The following is a 20715-nucleotide window of genomic DNA, read 5'->3' as shown; positions in this document are numbered from 1 at the left end:
GAGACACGCAGCCGCCTGAACACGCAAAGGAGCCCGCCCGCGATGGCCCGCCGCAGTTCGCCTACCCCGCCGCCCGGCGACTTCGAGGAGCGGATCCTCGATGTCGACGTCGTGGACGAGATGCAGGGCTCCTTCCTGGAGTACGCCTACTCCGTCATCTATTCCCGCGCCCTGCCCGACGCCCGCGACGGCCTCAAGCCGGTGCATCGCCGGATCGTCTACCAGGCCAATGAGATGGGGCTGCGCCCCGACCGCAGCCATGTGAAGTCGGCCCGGGTGGTCGGCGAGGTGATGGGCCGGCTGCACCCGCACGGCGACGCCGCGATCTACGACACCCTGGTGCGGCTGGCACAGCCGTTCTCCATGCGGCTGCCGCTGATCGACGGCCATGGCAACTTCGGCTCGCTGGGCAATGACGACCCGCCGGCCGCGATGCGGTACACCGAGTCCAAGCTGACCTCCGCCGCCATGGCGATGGTGGAGTCGATCGACGAGGAGACCGTCGACTTCGGCCCCAACTACGACGGCAGCGAGCGCGAGCCGATCGTGCTGCCCGCCGCCTTCCCCAATCTGCTGGTCAACGGCGCCTCCGGGATCGCGGTCGGCATGGCGACCAATATGCCGCCGCACAACCTGGGCGAGGTGGTCGCCGCCGCCCGGCACCTGATCAAGCACCCCACCGCCGACCTGGACGCCCTGATGCGGTTCGTGCCGGGTCCGGACCTGCCCACCGGAGGCCGGATCGTCGGCCTGTCGGGCATCCGGGACGCGTACGAGAGCGGCCGTGGCACCTTCAAGATCCGTGCCACCACGACGATCGAGGACGTCACGGCCCGCCGCAAGGGCATCGTGGTCACCGAGCTGCCGTACAACGTCGGCCCGGAGAAGGTGATCGCCAAGATCAAGGACCTGGTCGGGTCCAAGAAGCTCCAGGGCATCGCCGATGTGAAGGACCTCACCGACCGCGCGCACGGGCTGCGGCTGGTCATCGAGGTCAAGAACGGCTTTGTGCCGGAAGCGGTGCTGGAGCAGCTCTACAAGCTGACGCCGATGGAGGAGTCCTTCGGCATCAACAATGTGGCGCTGGTGGACGGGCAGCCGCTGACGCTCGGCCTGAAGGAGCTGCTGGAGGTCTATGTCGACCACCGCTTCGAGGTGGTGCGGCGGCGCAGCGAGTTCCGGCGGACCAAGCGGCGGGACCGGCTGCACCTGGTCGAGGGTCTGCTGGTCGCCCTGGTCGACATCGACGAGGTCATCGCCCTCATCCGGGCCAGCGAGAACGCCGGTCAGGCCAAGGACCGGCTGATGGAGCGGTTCTCGCTCTCCGAGGTGCAGACCGCCTACATCCTGGACACCCCGCTGCGGCGGCTCACCCGGTTCGACCGGATCGAGCTGGAGGCCGAGCAGGAGAAGCTGCACCGGGAGATCGCCGAGCTGACCGAGATCCTGGAGTCGGACACCAAGCTGCGCAGCGTGGTCTCCGGCGAACTGGCCTCCGTGGCCAAGCAGTTCGGCACCGAGCGGCGTACGGTCCTGCTGGAGGCCGGGGCGGCCCCGACGGCCGCCGCCGTACCGCTCCAGGTCGCCGACGACCCCTGCCGGGTGCTGCTCTCCTCCACCGGGCTGCTGGCCCGCACCGCCGACGGGGGCGCCTTTGAGCCGGGCGAGCAGCGGGCCAAGCACGATGTGATCGTCTCGGCCGTACCCGCCACCGCGCGCGGCGACATCGGAGCGGTGACCTCGGCCGGGCGGGTGCTCCGGCTCAGCGTCATCGACCTGCCCGCGCTGCCTCCCAGCTCCGCCGCGCCCACCCTGGCGGGCGGCGCGGCGGCCGGCGAGTTCCTGGAACTGGCCTCGGGCGAGCGGGTGTTGGCGCTGACCACGCTGGACGAGTCCTCGCCGGGCCTGGCGCTGGGCACGGTGCAGGGCGTGGTGAAGCGGGTGGTGCCGGACTGGCCGGCCAACAAGGACGAGTTCGAGGTGATCGGCCTCAAGGAGGGCGACACCGTGGTCGGCGCGGTGGAGCTGCGCACGGGTGAGGAGGACCTGGTCTTCATCACCTCCGACGCCCAACTGCTGCGCTTCCAGGCGTCCCAGGTCCGCCCGCAGGGCCGTCCGGCGGGCGGCATGGCGGGCGTCAAGCTGGCGGACGGTGCCCGGGTGCTCTCCTTCACGGCGGTGGACCCGGCGGCGGACGCGGTGGTCCTCTCGGTCGCCACGGCCTCCGGGACGCTGGACGGCGGCGGTACCCAGTCCACCTGGAAGGCCACCCCGTTCGAGCAGTACCCGAGGAAGGGCCGGGCCACCGGCGGCGTCCGCTGCCAGCGGTTCCTGCGCGGCGAGGACGCCCTGGCCTTCGCCTGGGCGGGCCCGGCCCCGGCCCGCGCCGCCACCGCCTCCGGCTCCCCGGTGGACCTGCCGGAGCGCGACCCGCGCCGCGACGGCTCGGGCACCCCGGTCACCCACCAGGTCGCGGCGGTCGCCGGACCGGTCTGACCCCGGCCCCCCGGCCCGACCTGCGGCGGTCCCGAGAGCGCGTCTGACGCCCTCGGGACCGCCGCCCGCCATACTCGCCGCCGAGCGGCTCCGCACCCCGAAGGTGGAACGGGCCCGTGACTGGCTGCGAGCCGGTGTCGGCAACCGGTGCTGCATCAGGCAACGTTCGCCGGGTGGCGACGGCCCGTGATCCGAGGGAGAGGGCGTGGCTCCTTCCGGTCGCGGTACGGTCCTGCCATGTCCCGATCAGCCGAGATTGGCCCCTCCCGGTCCCCCGTCACTGCGGACGACCTGGACCTTGCCGTGCAGCTCGCTGTGGCAGTCCTCCGTAAGGCGCCCCCAGCCGCATGGGACGGAAAAGCGGGTTCGCTGGAATGGGACTGCTGGGAGACGGTCGAGCACCTCAGCGACGACCTCTTCGCATACGCCGTGCAACTGGGCCCCAGAACACCGCCCTTGGACGGCGAGGTGCCCTTCAGCTGGGAGAGCCGGAGGCCCGGCGGCCCCGCGAACGCGATTCACGCGGACCGCAAGGCGGGGCCCAGCGGCCTGTTGCAGGTGCTGGAGGCCAGCGGCGCGCTGCTGGTCGCCATGGTGCGCACGACACCCCCGCAGGCTCGCGCCTACCACGTCTTCGGCATCTCCGACGCCGAGGGCTTCGCCGCGATGGGGATCGTGGAGACGCTGGTGCACACCCACGACCTGGCCCAAGGGCTCGGGCTTGCCTGGAACCCCTCCGCCGATCTCTGCTCACGGGTGCTCGCCCGGCTGTTTCCGAACGCCCCAGCGTCCACGGATCCCTGGCCCACCCTGCTGTGGGCGACCGGACGCGCCGAACTGCCCGGGCGCCCTCGTCTGACCACCTGGCGCTGGGACGGCACATCCCGGGCATAGGGGCTCCGGTGCCTTCGGGGGAAGAGAGGTCCGCCGGGCTGGGACCGCCGCCCCGGCCCTGCGGCGGGCGGCGCGGTCGGCCGGTCAGCGCTTCCCGCTCTCGCCCACCGGCGCCTTCTTCGGCCAGAGCAGATAGGTGAGCGCGATCACGCCGTGCACCCCGACCGTGCGCAGCGCGACGAGTTGCCAGAGCCGCAGCGGTTCGGCGGCGGCGCCGTCCCCGACGTAGCGGACGGCCAGCTCAAGCAGTCCGCAGGCGACCGCCCCCGCGAGCAGCGAACGCAGCCACAGCCTGCCCTCGTGGCGGGCTCGCGCCATGCCGTACCGGGGTGGCTTGACAGGGCGGGGGGCGCCCGCGAAGCGGTGTGCGGCATGTCCGTCGAGCCAGGTGATGGTGAAGTGGCCGTAGCCGACCGTGAAGCCGACGTAGAGCGCGGCCAGCCCGTGCTCCCAGCCGGGTCGGGCGCCGTTCTTGAGGTCGACGGCGGTGAAGACCAGCAGGAGGACCTCAAGCAGCGGTTCGCACAGCAGCAGCGCCACACTGGTGCGCCGCATCCCGAGCAGGTATCGGACGGCCAGCCCGGCGGCCAGCAGGACCCAGAAGCCGACCTCGCAGACGATGATCAGGGTGACGATCACCACACACTCCTCCCGTTCACCCTGTCCATCGTTCCGTCCACGCGGGCGGTCGGAGTCGTCGCCGGCGACGAGGTTCGCCTGCACCCTTCGATGTACCGTGCTGTCCGGGGTCACCGGGAGGGCGGAGCAACCGGGTCCGTGCGGAAGGGGGGAACTGCCCATGTCTCTGCTGCGTCCGCACCGTGACGATGCGCGGATCGCCGCCTTGGGCCTGGTCGGCGGCCTGCTGCTGTGGGCACTCGGGCTGCACAACCAGGCCGGCCGGCCGCTGGGCGGGGCCTGGGTGCTGCTGCCGCTGGTCGTGACGGCCGCGCTGGAGCTGGTCCGGCGTTCCAGACCGCAGTCGGCGCTGCTGGCCGGCACGCTGGCCCTGGTCGCGGACCAGTTCACCGTGGGCAGCCTCGCCACGGTCCTGATGTTCACCGACCTGGTGTACGCGGCCACCCTCTATGGAAGCCCCGCCGCCGCACGGCGGATCCCGGTCGCCGCCGGGCTGCTCACGGTCACCGCGACCATCGGCTTCGTCGCCTGGTACCGGACGCCCGAGGCACTGCTCATCGGGGTGGTCATCGGCCTGGTCGCCTTCGCTCCCGCGACCACGGGGGCCCTGGTCCGCAACCACCAGGCAGCCGCCGAGTCCGCCCGACTGCACGCCCAGCAGACCGCGCTGCTGGCCGAGTTGGACCGGGCGCAGGCCGTCACGGCGGAGCGCACCCGGATGGCGCGGGAACTGCACGACATGGTCGCCAACCGGCTCTCCGCCATCGCCATCCACTCCACCGCCGCACTGTCGCGGGACGATCCGCGCACCACAGCGGACGCCCTCGCGGTCATCCGGGAGAACAGCGTCGACGGCCTCACCGAGATGCGTCGGCTCATCGGGCTGCTCCGCGTCGACAACGCCGACCTGGAACCGGCCACCGTACCCACCCTGGACGGCATCCCCGCCCTCGTCGCCAACGCCCGCGCGAACGGCCTGGAGGTCATCGTGCAGGACACCCGTCCCCCCGGCCCGGGCCTCCCGCCGCCCGTCGCACTCACCGCCTACCGCATCACCCAGGAGTCCCTGACCAACGCGCTCAAGCACGCGGCCCCCGGCCCGGTCACCGTCTCCCTCGTCCAGCTCGACGGCGCACTCACCGTACGGGTCACCAGCCCGTACGGCGACCGCCCGGCCGGGCCACGGGCCCCCGGCTCCGGCGCGGGTCTGGTGGGGATGCGGGAGCGTACGGCGCTGCTGGGCGGGTCGTTCCGGGCGGGCCCGGAGGACAGCGCGGACGGCGCGGGCGGCGCGGACGGCGCGGGCCCGGAGGACGGCGCGGGCGGCGCGGACGGCGCGGACGGCAGGGTGTGGCAGGTGTACGCCGTACTCCCCACCGACGGCAAGGGAGCACCGTGACCATCCGCGTCATCGTCGCCGAGGACGAGTCCGCCGTCCGCTCCGGGCTCGTCCTCATCCTGCGCGGCGCACCCGACATCGAGGTCGTCGCCGAGGCTGCCGACGGTGAGCAGGCCCTGGCGCTGGCCCGGGAGTTCCGCCCCGACGTGGTGCTGATGGATCTGCGCATGCCCCGGCTTGACGGCGTGTCGGCGACCCGGGCGGTCGTCGCGGAACAACTCGCCAGCGTGCTGGTGCTGACCACCTTCGACCTGGACGAGTACGTCTTCGGGGCACTGCGCGCCGGCGCCGTGGGCTTCCTGCTGAAGACCGTCGACGCCGACGGGCTGATCACCGCCATCCGCACCGTCGCCGCCGGTGACGGCCTGATCGCACCCGCCATCGCCCGCCGCCTGATCGCCGAGTTCGCCTCCTCGCCCGCACGCGAGAACCGACTCGCCGACTCCCCGGCCCTCGGGGCCCTCACCCGCCGGGAACGCCAAGTGCTCTCCTGCCTCGGCGAAGGACTGTCCAACGCGGAGATCGCCGCCCACCTGGAGATGGCCGAGGCCACGGTGAAGACCCATGTGAGCCGCCTGCTCGGCAAGCTCAACCTACGAAGCCGAGCCCAGGCAGCCGTACTGGTTCGCAATCTCGACAACCACCCCTGACCCGCACCACCCCGGCCGGGTCAGCCGCCCCTCAGCTCCGCGATCCTCCCGGGCAGCTCCTCCAGGCTCTCGATCCGCAGGGTCGGCAGCCGACTCGCATCCGGGTCGTACTGCTGGATGACACCCCAGGGCCCCCGCCGGATCAGCGCCGTACAGGTCCTCCTCGCCGAAGTGCTCCGGCTGCCCGGCGGCGGCGCGGGCTTCACGCTGCTCGGCCAGGTCGAAGCCGGGCCGGAAGACCTGGAAGGTCTCGCGGTAGTCCAGGCCCCGGGCGATGACCGCACCGAACGTGGCGGCAAAGGTGTGACGCGGCACCCCCAACCAGTCCGCCCACGTCCCGTACTCCCGGGTCTCGTCCACCAGGCACTCACCGACGTCGAACACCACAGCGCGGATCACGACGGCAGCCTACTCAGCGGGCCAACGGTCGGTGTCGTGCCGTTGATGTGGCGCGACACCGACCAGCGCGTCACGGAGTGAGAGCTTGCTGGCGGCTGCCGCGCCCAGCCTCGCGGCGCGGAACGGTGCTGGCTCACTGCGGGGTCCTCGTTTGGCCGGGGGGCCTGGTGGGCTTCCCGGCGTACGCCGATCTACTACCCCGACGCCGTCACGCTGCACGAGGGCGCGGTGCCGGACGACTTCCTGCCGGGGGTCGACACGGCGTCGCCCGGGTGCTCCGTCAAGGACAGCTTCGCCACGCTCGACCTCACCTCGTACGGCTTCGGCGTGCTCTTCCACGCCCAGTGGATCCACCGTCCCGCAGGGCTCCCCGTGGCGGCGGCGCCGGGCCTGCGTACCGAGCGGGTCGCCACGGCCGCCCGGCTCCGCGACTGGCAGGACGCCTGGCATGGCGGCGCCGGGGCCCCGGACGTCTTCCGACCGGCGTTGCTGGACGACCCGTCGGTGCTGGTGCTGGCCGTGCTCGACGGCGACGACCTCGCCGGGGGCGCCGTCCTGAACCGCGGCTCCGGGCCGGTCGGCGTCTCCAACCTGTACGCCACCGACCCCGGCGGCACCGCCGCCATCTGGTCCTCAGCGATCACCGCAGCCGCCGACCACTTCCCCGGCCTCCCCCTCGTGGGCTACGAACGCGGAGACGGCCTCACCCCCGCACTGGCCGGCGGCTTCACCGTGCTCGGCCCGCTCCGCGTCTGGCTGCACAGCTCCAGCAGTCGGCGGCGGCTCAGGGTTGGATGACGGCCCGGCCGCGCACCGTCTTCTCCGCCACCGCGCGATACGCGTCCGGGCCGTGGTCGAGGTCGAAGGTCTGCACGATGGGGAGCGGCCTGAACTCACCGCGCTCGAAGTGGGGGCTGATCCGCTTCAGGCGTTCGGCAGAGGCGGTCACGTCCAGTTTGCGGCTGTCGACGCCCAGCATGCGCAGTTCGCGGTGGTAGAAGTCGCGGAGGTCGACCTCGGCGGTGGAGGTGCCGATGGCGCTGATGACGACCAGGCGGCCCCGGTGGGCAAGGGACGCGACGGCGGACGGCGTGGTGACGCCGCCTACGGCGTCGTAGACGACATCGGCGCCCCGGCCGCCGGTGAGTCGCCGGATCTCGGCGGGGACGTCGGTGTCGGCGTCGAAGGGCACAAACGCGTCGATGGCCTCGGCCGCAGGGGTACCGGGTGCCGGGGCGTGCGGGGCGACGCCCACAATGCGCCGGGCGCCGACGGCGCGGGCGATCTGCGCGACGGCTCCGCCCACGCCTCCTGAGACGCCGAAGACGGCGATGGTCTCGCCCTCGGCGAGTTCGGCGGTCTCGACAGCACCGAGCCAGCCGACCACGAAGTTCACACCGACCGTCGCCGCCTCGGCGAAGTCCAGGGTGACGGGTTTGCGGGCCAGCGCGCTGACCGGCAGGGCGATACGTTCCGCGTGCGACCCGTCGAGGCTGTATCCGATGTCTCCCCCGGTACCCCAGACCTCGGCACCGACCCAGTCGTCGGGTCCTTCCAGGACGACGCCCGCGAAGTCGCGGCCCGGAGTGCGGGGGAGGGTGGTGTCCTCCATGCGGCCCGAGACGGCCAGCACGTCCGAGGGGTTGATCGAAGCGGCCTTGACGGCAACGACCGCCACGCCGTCACCGGCGACCGGGTCCGCGACCTCCTCGACGCCCAGCACCTCGGGGCCGCCGAATCGCTCGAAGCGTAGCGCGCGCATGCTTGTTGTCCTTTCCGCACGTTGCAACAGGTGCTGACAGGTGCTTATAGGTGCTGGTCAGTGGGGCAGGGCGCGCTCCGTACGGGCCAGGACAAACGTCCGCTCCACCGTCTGGAACGGCTCGTCCATGCGGGTGCCGTCCGGAGCGGTCTCCCCGGCGTCGCGCTGGACGAAGTCCACCACCAGCGACCGCCTGACCCCGAAGACCGCGTCCCGGTCCACATAGGGGTCGTCCCTGCGGACCAGCATGGTGATCAGTGGCTCGAAGCCCTCGGCGTGCAACCAGAAGTGCAGGTGCTCCGGGCGCATCGGCGACCGGTTCGCGGCACGCAGGATCTCCCCGCACGGCCCGTCGGTCGGGACCGGGTAGTACCGGGGGGCCACCGACCGGTACCAGAACCGCCCCTCGTCGTCGGTGGTCAGCAAGGCGCGCATGGCCAACCGGCCGTGCAGCCTCTCCGGCATCTGCACGTCGTAGAAGCCCTCCCCGTCGCTGTGCCAGGTGTCCACCCGGGCGCCGGCCACGGCATTGCCCTCCGGGTCGAGCACCCGGCCGTTGAAGAACAGCGGAGTCCCCGCGACCCCACCGGAGATGTCCGACCCGTTCTCCGCCGTCGGCCGGCCTTCGACGTAGAAGGGGCCCAGCAGCGTCGAATCCGTCACCGACCCGATTCCCGGATGGTGAATCAGGTCCACCAGGACACTCAGGCCCAGAATGTCGGACAGCAGGACGTACTCCTGCCGAGTCGGATTGCAGATCTTGCCCACCCGCTCAAGGAAATCCATCACCTTGAACCACTCGGCACCGGTCAGCCGCACCTCCCGCGTGAAGTCGTGCAGATGCTGCACCAGGCAGATGAACAGCTCCTTGACCCGCTCGTCCTCCGCGCCGTCGAAAGTCCGCTGCACCGCTTCGGTGATCGACGTCTCCGTCAGATCGATGGACATCGCATTTCTCCTGCCGTTCATGGGCCGCCCCGCGCCGGACCATCCTGCGCCGCCCGTGGATCTCGTCCAACGACCCGACGGGACAACTACCGCGATTTGCCCGACAGCGACCGCGGACCTCCACCGACTGGCCTAATGCGCCCCGCCCGCAGGTGGCGAACAGCGCCTCCGGGTCGACGGCCGTGGGTGCCGGGGTGCTGGGGTGCCCGAGCGGCGCTCGACGTCGTCCGCCCACACCACCGGTAAACTGATGACCGATGCCGGAAAGCCGCCATTCTTCGACGATTCCCCCGGAAGCGGAGAACTCGATTCTGCAGGGAGGTGCGTGGCTGCCGCACGGCTACCGGCTCGACCCTCATTCGCACGTCCAGGGCAGCTTGTGTACGCCGCTGCCGGCGCGCTGGCCACAGCGACGGAGCACGGGACCTGGGTCGCCCCGGCCAACCGTGTCACCTGGACGCCGCCGCGTTTCACCCACTCCCACCGCTTCTACGGCCCGACCGACGTGCGCCTCGTCGTCGTCCCGCTCGATCCAGGCATTCGCGACCTGGATCACCGACACCATGCACAACGCCGGCTTCACCGGCTACGAAGGAGAATTCCGCAAGCAGGTCGCCCGCGCCGAGCTCCAGCGCCAGTTCACCTCGGACGCGGCAAACAAGCTCTTCAGCGAACTCACCGCCGGAACCAATTAGGGTCTGTTGCGACGCGATGGCACCTGGAAGCGGAATCTGGAACAACTGCAGGTCCAGGCCGACGCGCAGGGTCTGATCATCTGGGATGTGAGTGTGGACTCGACCGTGTGCCGTGCCCACCAGCACGCAGCCGGCGCGCGTAAAAAAGGGATCTGCAGCGCGAGCCGCCCGGCGGGATCGACACCGAGCCGGACGACCATGGGCTCGGACGCTCCCGCAGCGGTCTGACCACGAAGATCCACCTTGCGACCGAGCAGGGGCAGAAGTCGCTGTCGCTGCTGATCACGGCCGGGCACCGGCACGACAGCCCGCACTTCCGGCCCGTCCTCGAACGTATCCGCGTCCCCCGCACCGGTCCCGGACGACCACGCACCACGCACCACGCCCGACAGAGTCCGTGCGGACAAGGCCTACGGATCCCGCGCGAACCGCTCCTACCTGCGCAGACGCAGGATCGAATGCACCATCCCGGAGAAAGCCAACCAGGTCCGCAACCGCAAGAAGCTCGGCTCCCGAGGCGGCCGGCCGCCGGCCTTCGACAAGGACGACTACAAGGAGCGCCACGCGGTGGAGTGCGGGATCAACCGGCTGAAACGGCACCGAGCGGTAGCCACGAGGTACGACAAGTTGGCCGTGCGCTACGAGGCAACGGTGCTGGTCGCAGCCATCAACGAATGGCTGTGATCGGCGCTTTCACCAGGGGCGCGGAGGAGGCGGTCAGCGGTGGCCCAGCACGTTGATCACCCGTCCACCGGGGTCGCGGACGAAGAACCGCCGCACGCCCCACTCCTCGTCCTGCAAGGGGTGAACGATCTCCGCACCGCTCTCCCGCATGACCGCATAAGCCGCATCCACGTCGTCCACCTCGACGCTCATGTCGGGGTTGACAGGCGCGGTCCTGTCGCTGGTCATGAAGCTGATCTGCGCTGCTGGGCTTGACGGGGAGGCGAGCGTCATGATCCAGCCGTGGTTCATGACCTGCTCGAAGCCCAGCAGACCGTAGAACTCCCGGCTCTCCTGCGCGGCCCCCGACTGAATGTTGGGCACGACACGGCGAACGGCCATCAACGACTCCAAGTGAGAAGAAACGTGTCTCTACGTCTCCCCAGGAGTATTACGACAAGTCCGTCGTCGCGCGCACTTTCGCAACGGACCCTAGTTGTTGCGAGACATGACGTTGCTGACGCAGGCCACGCCCGTGAAACCGAGGTGCCTGGGAGGACCTCGGTCGGGTAGCGTGCGGGCCATGTCGAGTCCGGAGTCAGACCGGGTGGGGGCTTTCGGTCACGCCGTCAGCCCCCTGAACCACTGAGCTTGCAGCCCTGCCGCCGCGCCGCATTCTGCGGTCGGACGAGGGTGCCCGTGGGGCTGGCCGCGGTGACGAGATGACCTTCTCGTGCTTCTCCTCGCCTCGGAGCCACTCGATGCCTCTCGCGCTGTATCTGCTTGCCATGGCGGTCTTCGCCATGGGTACCTCGGAGTTCATGCTCGCCGGCCTCTTGCCGGACATCGCTTCAGACCTCGACGTCACCGTCGGGACAGCCGGCACACTCACGTCGGCCTTCGCGATGGGCATGATCGTCGGGGCCCCGCTCATGGCAGTACTTGCCCGTAACTGGCCCGCACGGTCGAGCCTGCTTGGGTTCGTCCTCGTGTTCTTGGCATCCCACGCCATGGGCGCTGCCACCTCGAACTTCCCCGTCCTGTTCGCGACCCGGGTAGTCGCAGCACTCGCGAACGCCGGATTCCTCGCCGTAGCCATGACGACCGCCGCCGCGCTCGTCTTGCCCGACAAGAGGGGACGGGCGCTGGCCGTGCTGCTGTCAGGCACCACGGTGGCCACGATCGCCGGGGTCCCAGGGGGAGCGGTCCTCGGCACACTACTCGGCTGGCGGGCCACGTTCTGGGCTGTCGCCGCTCTCTGCCTGCCCGCAGCCATCGGCGTCCTCACAGGAATCCCAGCGCGCCCTGTGGAGGCAGACGAGAGCGAGGGGCCGACCTTGCGAGCGGAGCTCGCACAGCTCAAGAGCCCGCGGTTGCTCCTGGTGATGCTGCTCGGCGCGTCGGTGAACGCGGCTACCTTCGCAAGCTTCACCTTCCTCGCCCCCGTCGTGACCGACACCGCCGGACTGGGCGAGCTGTGGGTCTCTGTGGCTCTGGTGCTCTTCGGTGTCGGCTCCTTCGTCGGCGTCACCGCTGCCGGGCGACTGTCCGACCAGCGCCCCGGCCTGGTCCTCGCGGTCGGCGGTCCGCTGCTGCTCATCGGCTGGCTGGCCCTGGCCCTGCTGGCCGACAAGCCGGTCGCTCTGCTCGCCCTCGTGTTCGCGCAAGGAGCCCTGTCGTTCGCGCTGGGCAGCACCCTGATCACGCGGGTCCTCTATGAGGCGGCAGGAGCCCCCACCATGGCCGGCTCTTATGCGACCGCCGCACTCAACGTCGGCGCAGCCCTTGGACCACTCATCGCCGCGACCACCCTCCGCTCCACGGTCGGGGACCTCGGGCCGCTGTGGACAAGCGGGCTCCTAGTCACGGTCGCGCTGCTCATCGCGTTCCCCCTGCGCACGGTGGTCGCGGACGGCCGGAGCACCGAGGTGCTCCAGTGACGCATGCGAACGCCCCCTTGACCATCGAGGGACGCCGACGGCTCGTGGAGCGCTGCCACAGCTGCCCAATCGCGCACGTCGCCGCCGAGGTCGGTGTCTCGCGCGCCTGCCTCTCCAAGTGGAAGAACCGGCACGACACGTACGGCGAGGCAGGGCTGCGGGACCGCTCCAGCGTCCCGCACTCGTCACCGACCCAAACGCCGCCCGAGGTCATCGAACGGATCGAGAGACTGCGGCGCGACAACAAGTGGTCCGCCCGCAGGATCGCGCTCGAACTCGCAAGCCAGGGCATGCGGATCAGCGAACGCACCGTGGCCGGTGGCTGTCGGGCTTGGGCATCAATCACCGCCGGTTCCTCGACCCCGACGGCTCTGCCAATCGGCAGTGGATCCGTGCGCCAGCCGACCGTGATCGTTCTCATCACGGCGGCCGCCAACCTCGGCTCCCCGAGGCCCTCTCCCGGACGTCACCCGAGTCGGCCGGTGAACCCGGGGACGCTCGCGGGCGGTGCCCTCGTCACTCGGGCAGCGAAAAGCCCAGTTCGCGCAGGCGGGGCAGGCAGGCTTTGAGGCACTGCTCCACCGAGGCGGCATCGGTTCGCACGAGGATGTCGTCACGCAGAGGGGCGCCACTGGCCACGAATGTCCAGGGCTTGCGCCGCTCTGCCATCCGCTCGGCGTCGGCCTTGAAGAGCACTGTGATGCCCTGCTCAGCCAGTGCTTCCATGATCGCCACAACGTCCACCAGTGATCCCCCCTTCAGAAGTGCCTCGTACACACCCCCGTGAACCTACCCGACCGTCCCGAGGCCGTTGCCCGCGTTGGCGGCGATCTCCTGCTCGTCGTGCGCCGTGCGCGGCCGGTCGCCGTGGCCGGGCATGTCGATGACGGCGACGTGGAAGCCGCAGCCGGTTTCAGCAGGTCCTGAGCCGTTCCAGGAACTCCGGGACGCTGTCCACCTGCTTGTGGCGCGTGAAGCCCGGCGCGAGCCCTCGCACCAGCGTGACGCACCGCTCGGCTCCGATGCGGGTGGCGAGTTCAAGGGCTTCGCTGCTGACCGCGAGAGCTTGCTCGACCTCGCGGGACTCCAGGAGGCTCCGCGCCTCGTAGGCGAGGAAGATCCCGCGCGTCTTGTCCCGGGCACGCGGTAGGAGGCTCACGCCGCCGGAAATCCGGGGATGGGCGAGGTCCGGCCGCCCGAGATCGAGCATGCACCGGCCGGAGTCGACGGCCAGGTCGGCCACGCTCATCCAGGCACACCAGCGGGGTGCCGGTTCGGATGCCGTGATCGACAGCTCGTTCTCGGCAGCGGTCAGGTCCCGGTAGCAGTCCGACCTTTCGCCGAGCGCGGCGTGCGCCCTGGCCCTGCGCAGGAACAGCAGGGATCGGGCGGTGGGGTGGCTGGTGTACGACAGCGCATGCCCAAGCGGGCTCAGGGCCGCCTTGGGGTTGCCGAGCCAGGTGGACTGGTACGCGAAGTCGCTGAGCACCCCGGCGCCGAAGTCGCGGTCCCCCGCGACATGCGCACTGTGGAGGGCGGCGTCCCACAGGCGGGCCGCTGCCGAGTGCCGCCCCTGGTCGAAGCGGTACCAGCCCCAGGTGGTGGCCAGCGAGGCGGCCAGAAGGTACAGGCGCCGGCCGGTGGCCTCGGAGTAACGGCCCTTCTCGATGAGTCCGGTCACGGTGGTGAGGTGGGCATCCAGCAGGTTCGCCGTGTGCTGGCGCTGTTCGGTGGGCAGGGTGGTCAGCTGCGAGACATTGGCCTCCAGCACGTCGACAAGTTCGGGATCGACCGTCTTGCCGTTCAGCGCAGCGGTGAGGCGTCCCGGCTCGGTTCGGGCCCATGCGGCGGCCAGCCCGGCCAGTGAGAGCGCGTTGTAGGTCACGAAGGTGCGGCGGTCCATGGCGGTTCCCTGGGCCTCTCGAAGTGCGCGGACGGTGTGCGCGGCACCGAAGGGACGGGGGAGGTCGCGGCCGGGCAGCCAGTCGGGCCAGTCGAACAGCTCGACATCCTCGGCCGGGACCCCCAAGGCGTCGGCGAGCAGCAGTTCCGACTCAGGGCTCGGCTCCGCCTGCCGGTTCTCCCACTTCCAGACCCGCTGACGGTCGATCCCCGAACGGAGCCCGCCTTTCTCGGCGGCCCGGCGGCACAGCCGGGCCAGCTCTTCCAGGGTCAACCCGCGCTGTGTCCTCGCATATGTGAGGGGGTGCCGGATCGGATCGTCCACAGGCCAATCCCATCATTCACAGTGACCGGGATCCTACTCTGCGCACAGGCGGGACGACGGCGGGACTACAGAACGCCTCTCTCGCGACACGGAGAGTTGCGCTCTACTCGTCCTCACAGAGCGGAACCACGGGTGGCGCTCGACCCCGTCCGCCAGACCGCCCGTCGGCGGCTCCCGGGAGGAGGAGGCGTGCGACCGTACGGACCACGCGTTCAACACGATCTCGGCCGACGAGTACGCCGCCGTCGCCTGGCGGCGCGTATCCGCCCGCTGCCGAAAGCACCAACCTCCCGACAGGAGTAGGTAATCGGATGACTGCCATCGATGACTCGACGGTCCGCGATCCCGACGGGCTGCGCGCGGACATGGTCCGCGCACTCCGCGATCAGGACGGGATCAAGTCCGAGCCTGTCGCCGCCGCCTTCGCCGCAGTACCCAGGCATCAGTTCGCGCCGGAAGCGCCTCTGGAACTCGCCTACGACCTGCACCGCACCGTGCCGGTGAAGAAGGACGAGCACGGCCTGGACATCAGCGTCATGTCTGCGGCCCACCTCCAGGCCGTGATGCTGGAGCAGGCCGGCATCGAGCCCGGCATGAAGGTCCTGGAGATCGGCTCCGGCGGTGTCAACGCCGCATATCTCCAGGAACTGGTGGGCCCCGACGGGGACGTCACCACCGTCGACATCGACCGCGACATCATCGACCGGGCACGCCTGTGCCTGGACAACGCCGGATACACCCAGGTGAAGACGGTCGTCGCCGATGGCGAGTGCGGCGTTCCCGACGGGGCCCCGTACGACCGGATCATGGTCACCGCAGCCGCCTGGGACATCCCCCCGTCGTGGATCAGCGGACTTGCCGAGAAGGGCAGGCTCGTCGTCCCGCTGACGGTATGCGGCACGACGCGCTCGATCGCTTTCGACCGCGACCGTGACGGCCTGCTCAGCCGCTCCTACAGCCTGGCGCACTTCGTGCCCATGCAGGGCGAGGGTGCCGCCGAGGAACGTAAGGCGATGCTGAGGGACGGAGTCGCCCTTCGGACCGACGACGTACGGGTGCCGCTCAACGCCCAGGCTCTGGACCACGCCCTGGACACCCCCCGGCTGGAGCGCTGGTCGGGCGCGGCCTACGACCTGCCCGACGAGTTGGAGCTGTACCTCACGCTCAACCTGCCCAGCGTCGCCCGGCTGCACGCGGACAAGGAAGTCATCGAGCGCGGACTGATCGAAGCCTCAGCCCGGCTCGGCGTGCCCGCCCTGGTCAGCGAGGACAGCATCGCCTACCGAACCCGCCGGGAGAACGGGGACACCGGCGGCTTCGAGAGCGGCGTGGTCGCCCACGGCCCGCAGGCCGAATCCCTCGCGGACGAGTACGTGAAGCTGCTCCGCCGCTGGGCCCACGATCACCGCCGCCGGGGAGCCGCGACGTTCCGGTACCTGCCGGGCCCCGCTCCCTCGCCCCTCCCTCGGGACGCCGTACGCCGACGCCACGGCATCGTCACGGCGACCTGGCGCTGAGACTCCCGGGCCCCGCCTCGGGTACCGGGCTGTGCACCATCAACCAACTGCCCCCAAGGAGGCATGTATGACCGTTCAGATGGAGCCCCCGGTTGCGCCCGCGCAGCCGACCGCCGAGCAGCAGGACCTCACCGGCTTCGACCTGGACATCACCATCGTCGAGGGCGGCCCCGCCGCGGACCAGCTCATCCGCCTGACGGACGACGGCTGCAACTCCACGTGCGCGACCGCCTGCGTGAGCTGCCCGTAGCAGTACCGATCGCGTTCACTGCGGCTTCCGGCCGCGCCCAGCCCATGGGCGCGGCCGGGAACCGCGCGGCCAGAGGAGGGGCATATGTACCGCTGCGTTGATGCAGCAGTGGTCCGGGCGGCTGCATGGCACCCCGATCACCGGACGGTCTGGCCGGACCTCGTCAGCACATCCGCGAACACGATGTCGTGGCGGGCGTGGCTGCAACAGATCTGGCAAGCCACCGATTTCGCGATGGCCGTCACGGCCGCCAGTCCGGATCTCGCGAGCAGGGTGGAGCAGATCTGCGCCGATCGATCGCTTCCGGCCCCTGCCGTACGGCGCACCGTGCTCGCCGTTCTGCGCTATCTGCTGCGCGCCCGCACGCGCGCCACCCCGTTCGGTCTGTTCGCCGGGGTCGGGGCCGCGCGGATAGGCACCATGCCCGCGCTGCGCGTAGGCACCAGGCACCACGCCGTCCCCAGGCCCGACGCGGCACGCTGCACGGCCCTCATCGGCCGCTTCGAGCAGCACCCGGCACTGCGGCCCTACCTGCTGCTGCTCACGTCCACCCTCGCTGTCGAACGCGACGGGCACGTTGTGATCGAGCACCGCCCGAGCGGAACCACCGACGGAGGACCGGAGCACGTGCACGTTCGCGTGACCGCGCCGGTCCGCGAAGCCCTGGACGGCGCGCGGACCCCGATCCTGTGGAGCGACCTCGCTGCGAAGCTCTCCGCCGGCTTCCCGAGCGCGCCGCTCGCCGCGATCGACAAGCTCCTCGAAGGCTTGGTCAAGCAACGGGTCCTCCTCACCAGTCTCCGCCCGGCGATGACCGTCACTGACCCCCTCGCCGCCCTCCTCGACCACGCACAGCACCTCACTCCCGCCGAGGCAGCAGAGATACGTGAGACCCCCGGAACGGCGCTCGACCTGCGGATGGACTGGGACCTGACCGTACCCAAGGCGGTGGTGCAGGAGGCGGCAGCGGCAGCGAAGGCACTCACCCGCCTCGCTTCCCGAGCGGCATTGACCGGCTGGCCCGAGTGGCACGGACGCTTCCTGGAACGGTACGGGCCACGGGCGACCGTCCCCGTCCTGGACGCCATCGAAACGCTCGGATACCCGCCCGGCTTCCTCGGGGCCACCACCGCGCCGACGCCCTCCCCGTCGCCGGAGCGCGACAGCCGACTCATCAGGCTCGCCTACGCCGCCGGGGTGCAGCGCCGTCTTGAGGTCGAGCTTGACGATGCCGCCCTGGAGGAACTGGCGACCACAGATCCTGACCACCCCGTGCAGCCGAGCACCGAACTGACCGTACGCATCGATGCCGCGAGCGTTGCCGCTCTCCAGCAGGGCGAATTCGCCCTGCACGTCGTCGGGGTGGCGCGCTCGGCCGGTGCTACGGCCGGCCGCTTCCTGGGCATGCTGGACAACGAGGACCGCCGTCGCATGACCGAGGTGTACGCCGGGCTGCCCGGAGTGCACCGAAGCGCAATCGTCGCGCAGATCAGCTCCACCCCGCTGTCCGTCCGCGCTGAGAACGTCGCACGCGCCCCACAGGCGACCGAGCTGGTGATCTCGCTCGGCGACTACCAGAGTCCGGACACCAGCCTCGTCCCCGTGACGGATCTGGCGGTCACCGCCGACGCCGAACAACTGCACCTGGTCTCCCTCTCGCGCCGCCGCCCGGTGCACACGCTGCTGCTCAACGCCGTGGACCTGGGCCACCACTCCCATCCGCTGGCCCGGTTCCTTGCCGAGGCACCCGTCGCGCTCGCCGTCCCGTGCACCGGATTCATGTGGGGCACCGCCGCTTCCAACCTGCCTTTTCTGCCTGCTCTGCGCTACGGACGCACGATCCTGTCCCCGGCCCGCTGGCTCCTCACCAGTGAAGATCTGCCCGCCGCGTCAGCACCGTGGCCGCAGTGGGACGAGGCCCTGACCCAATGGCGCCATGACGTGCAGCTGCCTGAGCGGGTCTACCTGAGCGAGGCCGATCAGTGCATAGCCCTGGACCTGGCGGAGCCTTCACACCGGGCACTGCTGCGCACGCACCTGGACCGCGACGGCAAGGTGACGCTGCGCCCCGCACCAAAACCCCAGGACCTGGGGTGGACCGGCGGCCGAGCACACGAAGTCGCCATTCCCCTGGTCGCAGACCAGAACGTCGCCCCGGTCCGGGCGCCGGGGCACGTCGTCAGCCGTGAGCACGGCCACCTGCCCGGCTGCGACAATCGCGTCTACCTCCAGCTCCACGGACACCGCGACCGGCAGAACCCGCTCCTGGCCCGACACCTGCCGACCCTGCTGGAAGAACTGGGCGCCCCCCAATGGTGGTTCGTCCGCTACCGAGACCCTGACAACCACCTTCGTGTTCGCCTGATGTGCGCGCCCGGAGCCCTCGGCAGCGTCTTCGAGCACATCGGCGAGTGGACCCGCCGGCTCCGGCGCCACGGCTTGATCACCCACGCCAGCGTGGAGACCTACCACCCGGAGACCTCGCGGTTCGGTGGTCCCACCGCGATCGACGCGGCCGAGCGGTACTTCGCCGCCGACTCCGCCGCCGCTCTGGCTCAACTCGCCGCCCAGGCCGGGACGGGCGTCCTGGACGCCCGCGCGATGACTGCTGCAAGCATGGTCGACATCGCCACCGGCCTGCTCGGTGACAGCGCTGCGGCGATGCACTGGCTCATCGAGCACACCCGCACCACCCCGGCCGCTCCGCCACGCGCCGTCTACCGCCAAGCCGTCGACCTGGTGAACACCCGCCCCGCGGACTTGAGCAAGGCCATTGCCACGGCTTGGTCCGCGCGACGCGGGGCACTGACCGCCTACCGCCGCGTGCTCACAGGCGCGGCCATGCAGCCCCAGGATCTGCTGCCGGACCTGCTGCACCTCCACCAGGTCCGGATGCACGGGCCGGACCTGCCCGAGGAGCGCACGCACCTGCACTTGGCCAGGGCCGCCGCCCTGAGCTGGACAGCACGAGCGAGGAGGACACCGTGACCACGACAGCTCTCGCCTCCACCGCGCTGTCGACCGCCGACCGTCTGGCCGACGCATTGGCCGACCCCAAAACCGTGTGGCCCGGCGGCCGACCCGACGGCGGCCGAGCCTGGCCGCAGTCGCTCGCCGGAGGAGCCTCGGGCATCGCCCTGCTACACATCGAGCGTGCCCGGACCGGCCACGGCGACTGGGACACCGCGCACACCTGGCTGGCCACGGCCGTGCACGGTGAAGTCAGCGCGGCGGCCAACGCGAACCTGTACTTCGGCGCACCCGCCCTCGCCTTCATCATGCATCGCGTGGCCGGCGCATCGAGCCGGTACCTGCCCGTCCTGGAGCGCCTGGATGCGGCGACCCTCACCGTCACCCGGAACCGCCTCGCAGCAGCCCATCACCGCATCGACCGCGCCGAGCGGCCTCCCATGGAAGAGTTCGATCTGATCCAGGGCCTGTCAGGGCTTGGCGCCTACCACCTGAGCCGCCACCCCCGCCACGAGATCACTCAGGATGCGCTGGCCTACCTGGTACGCCTGACCGAGCCCATGCCCGACCCGAGCGGACTGCCGCCCTGGTGGATGAACGTTGCGCCCACCGGCGCACCCCACGCCGAATATCCCGGCGGCCACGGGAACTTCGGGCTCGCCCACGGCATCGGCTCCACCCTGTCCGTGCTGTCCAAGGCCCTGCTCCATGGCCTGACCCTGCCCGGCATGGCCGATGCCGTCGAGCGAATCTGTGCCTGGACCGACCAGTGGCGCCAAGGCGACGAGACCAGCCCTTGGTGGCCCGGCCAGATCACCGTGGAGCAGACGACCGACGGCCACGTCCACTCTGGCCTTCGCCCCCGGCCATCCTGGTGCTACGGAGTCGGCGGCACCGCCCGCGCTCAGCAGCTGGCTGGGCTCGCTCTTGGCGACCCGGCACGCGTGCAGGCCGCCGAGAGCGCGATTCTCGCGGCCCTGCGCGACCCACTGCAACTGGCCAAGCTCCCTGAGATCGGGCTGTGCCACGGCATGGCCGGACTGCTGCACGCCGCATGGCGGATGGCCACCGAGACGGACAACCCCGAGATCGCTGCGGAGCTGCCGTACCTGGCCAGCCGTCTGATCACCGCGCTCGACCGAAGCGACCACGACCCGGAACTCCTCGACGGAGCCGCCGGGGCGGCCCTCGCCCTGCACACCATCGGCACGGGCAGCGCGCTCGCACCGCACTGGGACACCTTCCTCGCCCTGGCGTGAACTCTGG

Annotated in this window: 17 protein-coding genes and 3 pseudogenes; 13 read left to right on the top strand and 7 right to left on the bottom strand. The window is 70.8% G+C overall.

What is annotated here, in order from left to right:
- Window positions 1–42 precede the first annotated feature (42 nt).
- Both C7M71_RS22745 and C7M71_RS22740 read left to right on the top strand, forming a co-directional pair.
- Window positions 43–2496 (top strand): DNA gyrase/topoisomerase IV subunit A, encoded by a 2454-nt coding sequence (locus tag C7M71_RS22745; protein WP_111493030.1) that lies wholly within the window; start codon window positions 43–45, stop codon window positions 2494–2496.
- Window positions 2497–2733: 237 nt separating this feature from the next.
- Window positions 2734–3390 carry a maleylpyruvate isomerase N-terminal domain-containing protein gene (locus C7M71_RS22740; RefSeq protein WP_111493029.1) on the top strand — a complete coding sequence of 219 codons (657 nt, stop codon included), beginning with the start codon at window positions 2734–2736 and terminating at the stop codon, window positions 3388–3390.
- Between the two features lie 84 nt (window positions 3391–3474).
- Here C7M71_RS22740 and C7M71_RS22735 read toward each other — a convergent pair whose 3' ends face one another.
- Entirely contained in the window at window positions 3475–4029 is a 555-nt protein-coding gene (locus C7M71_RS22735; RefSeq protein WP_111493028.1) for a hypothetical protein, read from the bottom strand.
- Window positions 4030–4189: 160 nt separating this feature from the next.
- Here C7M71_RS22735 and C7M71_RS22730 point away from each other — a divergent pair, with 160 nt between their 5' ends.
- A complete protein-coding gene (locus tag C7M71_RS22730) occupies window positions 4190–5428 on the top strand; it encodes a sensor histidine kinase (RefSeq protein WP_114914510.1) in 1239 nt (412 codons plus the stop codon).
- Window positions 5425–6078, top strand: a complete 654-nt coding sequence (locus C7M71_RS22725) for a response regulator (RefSeq protein ID WP_111491349.1) — start codon at window positions 5425–5427, stop codon at window positions 6076–6078. The genes C7M71_RS22730 and C7M71_RS22725 overlap by 4 nt, the downstream gene beginning before the upstream one ends.
- Before the next feature lie 150 nt (window positions 6079–6228).
- Here the strand turns inward: C7M71_RS22725 and C7M71_RS22720 are convergent.
- Window positions 6229–6477 (bottom strand): annotated as a pseudogene (locus C7M71_RS22720) (haloacid dehalogenase); the annotation flags it as partial.
- 228 nt (window positions 6478–6705) lie between these two features.
- On the opposite strand from C7M71_RS22720, the gene C7M71_RS22715 reads away from it, so the two are divergent.
- Complete coding sequence (locus C7M71_RS22715) at window positions 6706–7275, top strand: hypothetical protein (RefSeq protein WP_229758862.1); 570 nt, start codon at window positions 6706–6708, stop codon at window positions 7273–7275.
- Here the strand turns inward: C7M71_RS22715 and C7M71_RS22710 are convergent.
- Together C7M71_RS22710 and C7M71_RS22705 are read right to left on the bottom strand one after the other, a co-directional pair.
- On the bottom strand, window positions 7262–8239 hold the full coding sequence (locus C7M71_RS22710; RefSeq protein ID WP_111491353.1) for a quinone oxidoreductase family protein: 978 nt from the start codon (window positions 8237–8239) through the stop codon (window positions 7262–7264). The two genes, C7M71_RS22715 and C7M71_RS22710, sit on opposite strands and share 14 nt — an antisense overlap.
- Window positions 8240–8296: 57 nt before the next feature.
- Entirely contained in the window at window positions 8297–9187 is an 891-nt protein-coding gene (locus C7M71_RS22705; RefSeq protein ID WP_111491355.1) for a dioxygenase family protein, read from the bottom strand.
- Window positions 9188–9750: 563 nt separating this feature from the next.
- Here C7M71_RS22705 and C7M71_RS22695 point away from each other — a divergent pair.
- Window positions 9751–9882 carry a hydroxybenzoate 3-monooxygenase gene (locus tag C7M71_RS22695; RefSeq protein WP_229758861.1) on the top strand — a complete coding sequence of 44 codons (132 nt, stop codon included), beginning with the start codon at window positions 9751–9753 and terminating at the stop codon, window positions 9880–9882.
- Window positions 9883–10314: 432 nt separating this feature from the next.
- Window positions 10315–10566 (top strand): annotated as a pseudogene (locus C7M71_RS33260) (IS5 family transposase); the annotation flags it as partial.
- A gap of 33 nt (window positions 10567–10599) precedes the next feature.
- Here C7M71_RS33260 and C7M71_RS22685 read toward each other — a convergent pair.
- On the bottom strand, window positions 10600–10947 hold the full coding sequence (locus tag C7M71_RS22685; protein ID WP_111491357.1) for a VOC family protein: 348 nt from the start codon (window positions 10945–10947) through the stop codon (window positions 10600–10602).
- Window positions 10948–11306: 359 nt separating this feature from the next.
- Between C7M71_RS22685 and C7M71_RS22680 the strand changes: the two genes are divergently transcribed.
- Both C7M71_RS22680 and C7M71_RS22675 read left to right on the top strand, forming a co-directional pair.
- Window positions 11307–12485, top strand: coding sequence for a Cmx/CmrA family chloramphenicol efflux MFS transporter (locus tag C7M71_RS22680; protein ID WP_111491370.1), 1179 nt, complete (start codon window positions 11307–11309; stop codon window positions 12483–12485).
- A pseudogene (locus C7M71_RS22675) lies at window positions 12482–12894 on the top strand (helix-turn-helix domain-containing protein); the annotation flags it as partial. The gene C7M71_RS22680 and the pseudogene C7M71_RS22675, both read left to right, overlap by 4 nt.
- Before the next feature lie 107 nt (window positions 12895–13001).
- Here the strand turns inward: C7M71_RS22675 and C7M71_RS22670 are convergent.
- Window positions 13002–13262 (bottom strand): hypothetical protein, encoded by a 261-nt coding sequence (locus tag C7M71_RS22670; RefSeq protein WP_229758860.1) that lies wholly within the window; start codon window positions 13260–13262, stop codon window positions 13002–13004.
- A gap of 136 nt (window positions 13263–13398) precedes the next feature.
- Window positions 13399–14661, bottom strand: coding sequence for a helix-turn-helix domain-containing protein (locus tag C7M71_RS22660; protein WP_229758859.1), 1263 nt, complete (start codon window positions 14659–14661; stop codon window positions 13399–13401).
- A gap of 362 nt (window positions 14662–15023) precedes the next feature.
- Here C7M71_RS22660 and fxlM point away from each other — a divergent pair, with 362 nt between their 5' ends.
- The 4 genes from fxlM to C7M71_RS22640 all read left to right on the top strand — a co-directional run bounded on the left by fxlM (window position 15024) and on the right by C7M71_RS22640 (window position 20708).
- Window positions 15024–16229 (top strand): methyltransferase, FxLD system, encoded by a 1206-nt coding sequence (gene fxlM, locus C7M71_RS22655; RefSeq protein ID WP_111491360.1) that lies wholly within the window; start codon window positions 15024–15026, stop codon window positions 16227–16229.
- Window positions 16230–16296: 67 nt separating this feature from the next.
- The gene (locus C7M71_RS22650) at window positions 16297–16479 is read left to right on the top strand and encodes an FxLD family lanthipeptide (protein ID WP_111491361.1); all 183 of its coding nucleotides are present in this window, start codon (window positions 16297–16299) and stop codon (window positions 16477–16479) included.
- A gap of 84 nt (window positions 16480–16563) precedes the next feature.
- Window positions 16564–19467, top strand: a complete 2904-nt coding sequence (locus C7M71_RS22645) for a lantibiotic dehydratase (RefSeq protein ID WP_111491362.1) — start codon at window positions 16564–16566, stop codon at window positions 19465–19467.
- The gene (locus C7M71_RS22640; RefSeq protein ID WP_111491363.1) at window positions 19464–20708 is read left to right on the top strand and encodes a lanthionine synthetase C family protein; all 1245 of its coding nucleotides are present in this window, start codon (window positions 19464–19466) and stop codon (window positions 20706–20708) included. Before C7M71_RS22645 ends, C7M71_RS22640 begins: the two co-directional genes overlap by 4 nt.
- Window positions 20709–20715: the final 7 nt, after the last annotated feature.

The sequence above is a fragment of the Peterkaempfera bronchialis genome (assembly GCF_003258605.2).
Lineage (GTDB): Bacteria > Actinomycetota > Actinomycetes > Streptomycetales > Streptomycetaceae > Peterkaempfera > Peterkaempfera bronchialis.
Note: the sequence above shows the minus strand (reverse complement) of the source record. Positions and strands in the feature narration are given on the sequence as shown.

Bases quoted from the DNA above. Each gene is read 5' to 3' on its own strand.
- C7M71_RS22745 (WP_111493030.1), top strand. From the start codon at position 43: ATGGCCCGCCGCAGTTCGCCTACCCCGCCGCCCGGCGACTTCGAGGAG.
- C7M71_RS22740 (WP_111493029.1), top strand. From the start codon at position 2,734: ATGTCCCGATCAGCCGAGATTGGCCCCTCCCGGTCCCCCGTCACTGCG.
- C7M71_RS22730 (WP_114914510.1), top strand. From the start codon at position 4,190: ATGTCTCTGCTGCGTCCGCACCGTGACGATGCGCGGATCGCCGCCTTG.
- C7M71_RS22710 (WP_111491353.1), bottom strand. From the start codon at position 8,239: ATGCGCGCGCTACGCTTCGAGCGATTCGGCGGCCCCGAGGTGCTGGGC.
- C7M71_RS22705 (WP_111491355.1), bottom strand. From the start codon at position 9,187: ATGTCCATCGATCTGACGGAGACGTCGATCACCGAAGCGGTGCAGCGG.
- C7M71_RS22695 (WP_229758861.1), top strand. From the start codon at position 9,751: ATGCACAACGCCGGCTTCACCGGCTACGAAGGAGAATTCCGCAAGCAG.
- C7M71_RS22685 (WP_111491357.1), bottom strand. From the start codon at position 10,947: ATGGCCGTTCGCCGTGTCGTGCCCAACATTCAGTCGGGGGCCGCGCAG.
- C7M71_RS22680 (WP_111491370.1), top strand. From the start codon at position 11,307: ATGCCTCTCGCGCTGTATCTGCTTGCCATGGCGGTCTTCGCCATGGGT.
- fxlM (WP_111491360.1), top strand. From the start codon at position 15,024: ATGACTGCCATCGATGACTCGACGGTCCGCGATCCCGACGGGCTGCGC.
- C7M71_RS22650 (WP_111491361.1), top strand. From the start codon at position 16,297: ATGACCGTTCAGATGGAGCCCCCGGTTGCGCCCGCGCAGCCGACCGCC.
- C7M71_RS22645 (WP_111491362.1), top strand. From the start codon at position 16,564: ATGTACCGCTGCGTTGATGCAGCAGTGGTCCGGGCGGCTGCATGGCAC.